This is a genomic window from Vreelandella lionensis, assembly GCF_002087295.1.
Taxonomy (GTDB): domain Bacteria; phylum Pseudomonadota; class Gammaproteobacteria; order Pseudomonadales; family Halomonadaceae; genus Vreelandella; species Vreelandella lionensis.
On the sequence record NZ_MWVI01000052.1, the window covers coordinates 1 to 7781 of the forward strand.

The window sequence follows — 7781 nt, forward strand, 5'->3', positions numbered from 1 at the left end:
AGTGTCAATCTATTTCAGGACTAGACACTGGCATTTGTGTTTGCCGTGGTGGTTGAAGAAAGCTATCAAATAAAGAAAACCTATATTAAAATTTCACAGGAAATTTGGAAACGGTGTTCGTATACTATATATTGTATAGGTAAGGCTGGTGTTAGCCAGCATTGTTCCCAAGTAAGTTGCAAGAGGATGACCCTGATGAGCAAAATGAAATTGATCACCGCTGCAATTGTTTCTGCGAGCGCCTTGGCAAGCCAGGCAGCGTTAGCATATGAAGCTGGTGATGTCTTTGTTCGCGGCGGTGTTGCCCAAACGGACACGGGCTCTGAAAACGGAAATGTGGGTACAGCAGGGCTAGACGTAGACAACGCGCGTGGTTTTACTTATGGCGCGGGTTACCTATTCAGCGACAAAGTTGGCGTTGAATTAAACAGCTCTGAGAAATTTGAACACGATTTAAGCGCAGCTGGTGCCAGTGCAGGTAGCGTTGATCGCTTGCCAGTGAACCTGCTGGTGAACTACTACCCCTTGGGTGGTTTAGACTCTAAAGTACAGCCCTACGTTGGTGTTGGCTTAAACTACACCAGCTTCTCCAGCGAGCCGACTGGTTTGAGCATTGATGAAAGCTACGGCGCGATTGGTCAGGCAGGTGTTGACTTGGCTGTAACCGACAACTTTATGCTAAACGGTTATGTTAGTTATGCTGATGTAAGCGCAGACATTAATGCTGGCGGCGCCACCATTGGCGAAGTCGAGATGGAGCCAGTCACTATCGGCGGTGGTATTACCTACCGCTTCTAAATAAAGCTTCACAGGTAAGCGCCCGGCTCACGTTAGGGGGTCGGGCTTTTTTTGTTTGCTAACAACTATTGCGTCAGGTTGTCGGGGCCGTTTTTGGTGACCAGAATATTATCTTCAATGCGAATACCGCCGCAGACATCCAGCTGATCAACCAGTGTCCAGTTGATGGGGTGGGACTGATTACGCAGCGGCGCGAGCAGCATGGGAATAAAGTAGAGCCCTGGTTCAATGGTCACTACCATGCCGGGTTGCAGGGTGCGGGTGAGGCGAAGGGCAGGGTGAGCGTTAGGTGCCGGTGATGGCGTGCCGTCTGGCTGTCTCGAGCCGGCCACATCATGTACCTGAATACCCAGCGAGTGCCCCAGCCCGTGGGGGCAAAAGGCTCTCGTGATACCTGCTTCCACGGCGCTTTCTGCGCTGCCGTTATATAGCCCGTGTGCGACCAAGATATCAGCCAAGCCTTGGTGCATTTTTTCATGCAGTGCAACGAAATCAACGCCAGGGGCGATGTGTGCAATCAGCTCATCTTTGAGGCTGTGCATGGCGGTAATTAAATCGCCAAATTCGCTAGGGGCATCTGGGCCTGCATAGGTGCGGGTAATATCGGCGCAGTAACCCCGAAAGCGTCTGCCCGCATCTACCAGCAGGCTATAACGCTGCTTGGGGGCTGACAGGTCATAGCGCTGATAGTGTAAGACCCCGGCATGCTCATTTAGCCCGATAATGTTTTGATAGGGCACTTCAGACTCGCGCTGTCGGCTGGCGGCCAAATAGGCTAACTGCACATCCAGCTCGGCGGCAGCGCCAATAAAAGCGGCGTTAGCCGCCTGATGACCTGCTACCGCCAGCCGGTTAGCTTCACGCAGGCAGGCAATTTCATAAGCAGATTTCGTCATCCGCAGCTCATCTAGCTCGCGAACTAACGCTTCAGGTTGCAACGTGGCCACGTTAGCGAGCTGCGCAGCGCTTTCAAGCTCCGTTACATCGCCAATGATGGCGGCGCGGCCTGATAGCGGTGGCGTGATTTTGTCGCTACATAGATGCACATCAAACTCAGCGACCCACGGCTCTTCAGGTAGCTGTGTCGGCAAGTGCCAAAAGTCTGCGGGCGCGTAAAGATAGAGCTGAGGGCGTTGATCGGGTTGAATCACCAGCCAGCTATGCTGAACGTCTGCCATCCCTACCCAGTGTATAAAGTGGCCGTAGGACTGGAAGCTGGTGGCGTGATCATCTGCAAAGTGGTTGCGTGCATGGCCGCTGTAAATTGCTAAGCGAGCTAACTGATGGGCAGCCATGCATTGCTGGTAAGCACGATTCAGCGCCGCGATATGCTCGCGCTGCTGTTGATACAATGTTGCTGACATGGGAGAAGTCCTTTCAAGGTCGGGGCGGGGTAAGCTGGTTCATAGGCTATCGAGTTCGGCGTGGTGTTGGGTTTGGTGACGATAAAGCCGCAGCTCCCTCGGCACGTCCCAGCGACTATCGCCCGCCCTGACTAGCGTGCCGTTGGCGAGTTCCGCAGCCACATTACGTTCCGGTAGCCAGCTCATGCCATAGCCCAGTAGCACCAACTCTTTGATGCCCGCCGCGTAGAGATTTTCACTTTGTGCCGTTAAGTACGTGCTTTGGGGGAGTCGCGCCAGGTGCGCTTTGACCGCCGAGCCTAGCAGCCCCCGTTTGGGGTACGCCAACCACGGCGCTGGCTGCTGGCGAGAGCCGGGCAGCAAGGCGCAGGCGGTGCCGTCGCTCTTCAGCCCGGTCACGGGAATTAACCTCTCATGCCCAATGACTCGGTAAGTACAGGCGCTGGTGTCAATATCTAGATCACAGCGGCCAATCGGCCAGTAGCAAATCGCCAGATCACACTCTGCCCGGGCAAGCGCCTGGAAGTAGTCGCTGGCCACCCAGCCCGTCGCACGTAGGTAGGGTTGAATACGCTCCTGCCTGCCAGTGCTGGCAAGCCATTCCGGCAGAAAATGCGCCAGCAGGCTTTGCGGTGCTGCCACCATAATGCGCCGCTGCTGCCCGGCACTGATCTCACGAACGCGATCGAGCGTTAAGCGAACTCGGTCGGTGACCTGTTCGCATAGCGTTAAAAACTCTTCCCCCGCAGGCGTTAACGACAGCGGTAGCGTTTGCCGATTGATCAGCGTGACGCCCATCTCCTCTTCCAGCAGCTTAATGCGCCGGGAAAAGGTGGGTTGAGTGACGTGCTGTTCGTCGGCAGCGCGGGAGAAGTGTCGCGTTCTGGCCAGGGCAATAAAGTCTTCTAGCCAGCGAATTTCCATGCCTTACCTCGCAAAGCGGCCAAGCGTATAGCGGTTGAGTGGGCCGCGCTCATAGGCGGCCTTCTTCAACAGCGTGACACGCAACGCGGGTACCGTCATCCTGGGTTCTTAGTGCAGGGATTTCCTGTTTGCAGCGGGCGTTGGCATGGGGGCAACGGCCATGGAAAACACAACCGCTTGGCAGATTAACCGGCGTAGGTACCTCGCCCGAGAGACGAATATGCTGCGGCCGGTCATCTTCCAAGCGAGGAATAGCGGATAGCAGCGCCTGGGTATAGGGGTGCCGAGGCTTAGCAAACAGCGTAGCGGTGGTCGCAATCTCGCATACCGTGCCCAAGTACATAACAGCCACCCGTGTCCCAAAATGCTCTACCACCGCCAAATCGTGGGTGATGAACAGATAGGTCAGGTTACGGTCTCGTTGGGCATCCATCAGCAGGTTGAGCACCTGAGCCTGGATGGATACGTCCAGTGCTGAAATGGGCTCGTCGGCCACGATAAATTCGGGGTCAACGGCGAGTGCGCGAGCAATCGCGATACGCTGGCGCTGCCCGCCGGAGAACTCATGACCAAAGCGTTTGCCCCAGTCTGGGTCGATGCCCACCGAGCGCATCACTTCCTCAACTTTGTCGAGGATCTGTTGGCGGTTCCAGTCTGGGGGGTGCAGGCGGAGCGGCTCTTCCAGGGTTTGCTGAATCGTCATACGCGGGTTTAGCGACGCGTAAGGATTCTGGAAGATCATCTGCATGCGCTTGCGATAGGGCAGCAACTGCTTGGAGCTGAGATCGTCAATGCGCTGGCCGTCGTAACGAATCTCACCTTCTGAAGGTGAAATTAGCCCCATGACCGTACGCGCTACGGTGGATTTGCCGCAGCCAGATTCACCTACCACGCAGAGCGCTTCGCCGCGTTTGATGTCCAGGTTCACGCCGTTAATGGCGTGGACATACTCCTGATGGCGAACCAGCTTGCCGCCTTTGAAACGTAGCTGTTCCAGAAAATCGCCAGAGAGTGAGAAGCGCTTTTTGAGGCCACGAATTTGCAGCAGTGACTCGCTACTCTCTTCATTTTGGGTTGGCATTGTGGGGATTGTTTCAGCCTGGGCGCTCATAGGCTCTCCTCCTTCCAAGCGGCGGTCTTCAAGCATTTCCGCCACCATATGGCAGGCAACGCGGCAGTTACCGGATTCAACAAAGTCGGGGACTTGCTGGGTGCACGCAGGACGAGGTTGGCCGTCGGCACGGTTGATAAAGTCGCAGCGGGGGTGAAACGCACAGCCGCTGGGCAAGTTAGAGAGCGACGGCATGCTGCCACGAATCTGGTTGAGTTTTTCGCCCGGCGTTGCCATCTGCGGCAGTGCGTTGATCAAACCTTGAGTGTAAGGGTGCTGCGGGTCGTTGATGATTTCCCGCGTGGGACCTTGCTCAATCACTCGGCCTGCGTACATGACCAGCATGCGCTGAGTCACTTGGCTCACCACACCCAGGTCGTGGGTAATCAAAATCAAGCCCACGTTGTGCTGCTCACACAGCTCCAACAGCAGCGCCATGATTTCGGCCTGGATCGTTACGTCTAACGCCGTGGTCGGCTCGTCGGCAATGATGATGTCCGGGTCGAGCAGCAGGGCGATGGCGATAATAATACGCTGGCGCATCCCACCGGAAAGCTCGTGGGGGTACTGGTCTAAGCGCTTTTCCGGAGAGGGGATCTGCACTTGGCGCAGCTTATCCAGGGCGATGGCACGCGCTTCTTTGGTCGAAATACGCCGATGCGCCTTTAAGCACTCCACCATCTGTTCGCCGATGGAGAGCACTGGGTTCAGCGTCATCATCGGATCTTGAAAGATCATCGAAATGCGGTTGCCGCGCACTTTGCGCAGGCCACGCTCCGACATGCTGTTGAGTTCTTTCCCTTCAAATTTAATGCTACCCCCGGCAATAAAGCCGGGCTTGGCGATCAAATTCAGCAGTGAGAAAGCGGCGACTGATTTACCCGCGCCAGACTCGCCTACAATACCCAAGCGCTCGCCGCGCTCCAGGGTGAAATTAACGTCGCGCAGGGCGCGCACTTCGCCCTGACGAAGGGCAAAGCGGACATCGAGATGAGAAACTTCAAGAAGTGCCATGGTGTCCTCAGCCTTTGTAGAGTCGTGGGTTCATGACATCGCGCAGCCAGTCGCCCAGAAGATTGATTGACAGCACCAGCACTACCAGCACCGCACCGGGGATCAACGTGATCCACCAAGAGCCTGATTGAATATAATCAAAGCCTGCTTTGATCAGCGAACCCAGCGAGGGGTGCGTTTCCGGCATACCCAGCCCCAAAAACGACAGCGCTGCTTCGGAGATAATCGCGTTAGCAATTTGCACCGTGGAGATAACGAAGATCGGTGAAAGCGTGTTCGGCAGCACATGGCGGAACATGATGCGTCGGCTACGCAGGCCCATTACACGGGCGGCGTCCACATACTCTTTGTTTTTCTCAGCCAGCACTGACGCGCGCACGGTACGAGCATACTGGGGCCATTCAGCAAGGCCGATAATCAATATCAGCATTAGAACGGCGTATTGGCTGTAGAACGCGCTGCCCATGGTGGCCTTCACCACCGCACCGACCACAATCGCCACCATCAAGGTGGAGAACGAGAGCTGGATATCCGCTAGGCGCATCAGGAAAGCGTCGACACGGCCGCCCAGGTAGCCTGCCATTAAGCCGAAGGTCACTCCCAGTAGGGCTTGCAGCGCCACCGCGCCAAAGCCAATCAGCAGCGATACTCGAGTGCCGTAAAGAATGATCGACAGCAGATCACGCCCTTGGGCGTCGGTGCCGAGCGTATACATCTCGTCGGCGCCATCAATCCAGAAAGGCGGCAGCTCGGAGGCGAGAATGTCGATTTGAGCCAGGTCATAAGGATCGGTCGGCGCTAATAGCGGCGCCGAAAATGCCGCAATGACTAAGCAGATAAAGACCGCCAAACACAGTTGCGCCGTACGGTCACGTTTGAAACTGTACCACAAAAAGGAGTCGCGCAGGCGCTCCCAGCGGCTTGGTGCAGTGGAAGTTGTGGAACGTTGTCATGCGGGCTTACCAGTCAGTTTTACAGTGGGGTTCACAAAGCCGTAGATCAAATCCACGATGGTGTTTGTGACCACGAAAATGACGCCGACAATCATCAGGTAGGTAACAATCAGCGGAATGTCGGCACGGTTGATGGCGTCAAGGAACATCAGCCCCATGCCCGGCCATTGGAATACGGTTTCGGTCAAAATGGTGTAGGCCACCATGGTACCAATCTGTACGCCGCCCACGGTAATCACCGGCAGCATGGTGTTTTTCAGCGCGTGAACGAAATAGACACGGCGCATGGAAATCCCTTTAGCGCGCGCATACTTCACATATTCAGATTGCAGCACTTCCATCATTTCTGCGCGAATCAAACGAATAAACAGCGGTAGCATGATGGAGGCTAGCGATACGGCGGGTAGGACAAGGTGTTGCAAGCCATTCCAGGTAACCAGGTTGGTATCCCAGTGGCCGACGACATGCACCAAATCATAGCCACGGCCAAACGACGGCATATTGCCCTCGGTCGAGAGCAGGCCGTTTAACCAAGCGCCCCAGGCAGTGCCTTCGGGGAACAGCGAGACGGTGATACCGATCGAGAAAATTTGAATTAACACAATCGCGGTCAAGAAGACCGGGATTGAAATACCGATAATCGATGCCCCCATGAAGAACCGGGATATCGGCGAGCGCGGTTTGATAGCGCTATACACGCCGATGGGCACAGATAGCAGCACGATAATCAGGGTGGCAGCAAATACCAGCTCAAGAGTGGCGGGCAGGTGCCGGGCAATCACTTCCAGCGCTGGTTCGCGGTAGAAGTAGGAGTAGCCAAAATCACCCTGCACGGCGTTTTTAGCAAAACGCACGTACTGCACTAGGAAGGGGTCGTTGAGCCCCAGCCGTTCGCGAATGGCTTCGCGTTCACTTTCGGGGACCGACTGTCCGACCATCTGCTGTACAGGGTCACCCAGGTTATCCTGGATGGCGAAGGCCAATACACTGATGACAAACATCACCAATATTGCGTGCATCAGCCGCTTGATTAAAAAAGCAATCATGGCGTACGCCACCTATGTAGGTTAATCAGAGAAGCGCCGCGTGGCCGTCTGGCGGCCGCAAAGAAAACGCTTCGCTCTCCAGCAGGGCTGGAGAGCGAAGCATCCTTGCGCGGGTTATCAGTTCTGCGTGGGGATTAGCGGTTAATCACCAAATCACCCAGGTAGGGGAAGTCCAGCGCGCTAACAACCGGCTCAACATCTACGCCTTCAGCTGCGGCATAGGCAAGGTTTTGCCAGTGCAGCATGACGAAACCAACGTCTTCATACAGCATGGCTTCTGCTTCACGCAGCATTTCGTTGCGTTTTTCAAGATCGGTTTCGCTGTCGGCTGCTGTCACCAGCGCGTCGATCTCTTCGTTGCAGTAGCTGCCGTAGTTGTACTGGCCAGCACCGCTCTCTTCATCAATACAGAAAGAGAGGTACTGGAAGAAGTTAGCGGTGTCTTCGGTATCCGCGTGCCAGCCGATCATGGCGATGTCTGACTGGCGAGTGTCGTACTCAGGCCAGTACTGAGCCAGCGGCATGGTGCGCAGGTTAACGGTGATCCTGAATCCGTGAAGCCGGCGCCGAC

At 55.6% G+C, this 7781-nt stretch carries 6 protein-coding genes and 2 pseudogenes; 1 reads left to right on the forward strand and 7 read right to left on the reverse strand.

Annotated features, from left to right (window positions below; genetic code table 11):
- Positions 1-195: 195 nt before the first annotated feature.
- Positions 196-798: an OmpW/AlkL family protein gene (locus B4967_RS07135; RefSeq protein ID WP_192859204.1), complete on the forward strand. Its 603-nt coding sequence runs from the start codon at positions 196-198 to the stop codon at positions 796-798.
- Positions 799-863: 65 nt separating this feature from the next.
- Here the strand turns inward: B4967_RS07135 and pepQ are convergent, their stop codons facing one another.
- The 7 genes and pseudogenes from pepQ to B4967_RS07170 all read right to left on the reverse strand — a co-directional run.
- Positions 864-2162, reverse strand: coding sequence for a Xaa-Pro dipeptidase (pepQ, locus tag B4967_RS07140; protein WP_083024404.1), 1299 nt, complete (start codon positions 2160-2162; stop codon positions 864-866).
- A gap of 39 nt (positions 2163-2201) precedes the next feature.
- Entirely contained in the window at positions 2202-3086 is an 885-nt protein-coding gene (locus B4967_RS07145) for a LysR family transcriptional regulator (protein ID WP_083024406.1), read from the reverse strand.
- A gap of 49 nt (positions 3087-3135) precedes the next feature.
- Positions 3136-4197 carry an ABC transporter ATP-binding protein gene (locus B4967_RS07150; RefSeq protein ID WP_083024411.1) on the reverse strand — a complete coding sequence of 354 codons (1062 nt, stop codon included), beginning with the start codon at positions 4195-4197 and terminating at the stop codon, positions 3136-3138.
- 12 nt (positions 4198-4209) lie between these two features.
- Positions 4210-5211 (reverse strand): annotated as a pseudogene (locus B4967_RS07155) (ABC transporter ATP-binding protein); the annotation flags it as partial.
- Between the two features lie 7 nt (positions 5212-5218).
- Positions 5219-6118: an ABC transporter permease gene (locus B4967_RS07160; protein WP_083024407.1), complete on the reverse strand. Its 900-nt coding sequence runs from the start codon at positions 6116-6118 to the stop codon at positions 5219-5221.
- Between the two features lie 42 nt (positions 6119-6160).
- Complete coding sequence (locus tag B4967_RS07165; RefSeq protein ID WP_083024409.1) at positions 6161-7210, reverse strand: ABC transporter permease; 1050 nt, start codon at positions 7208-7210, stop codon at positions 6161-6163.
- A 134-nt stretch (positions 7211-7344) separates the two neighbouring features.
- Positions 7345-7781, reverse strand: a pseudogene (locus B4967_RS07170) (ABC transporter substrate-binding protein); the annotation flags it as partial.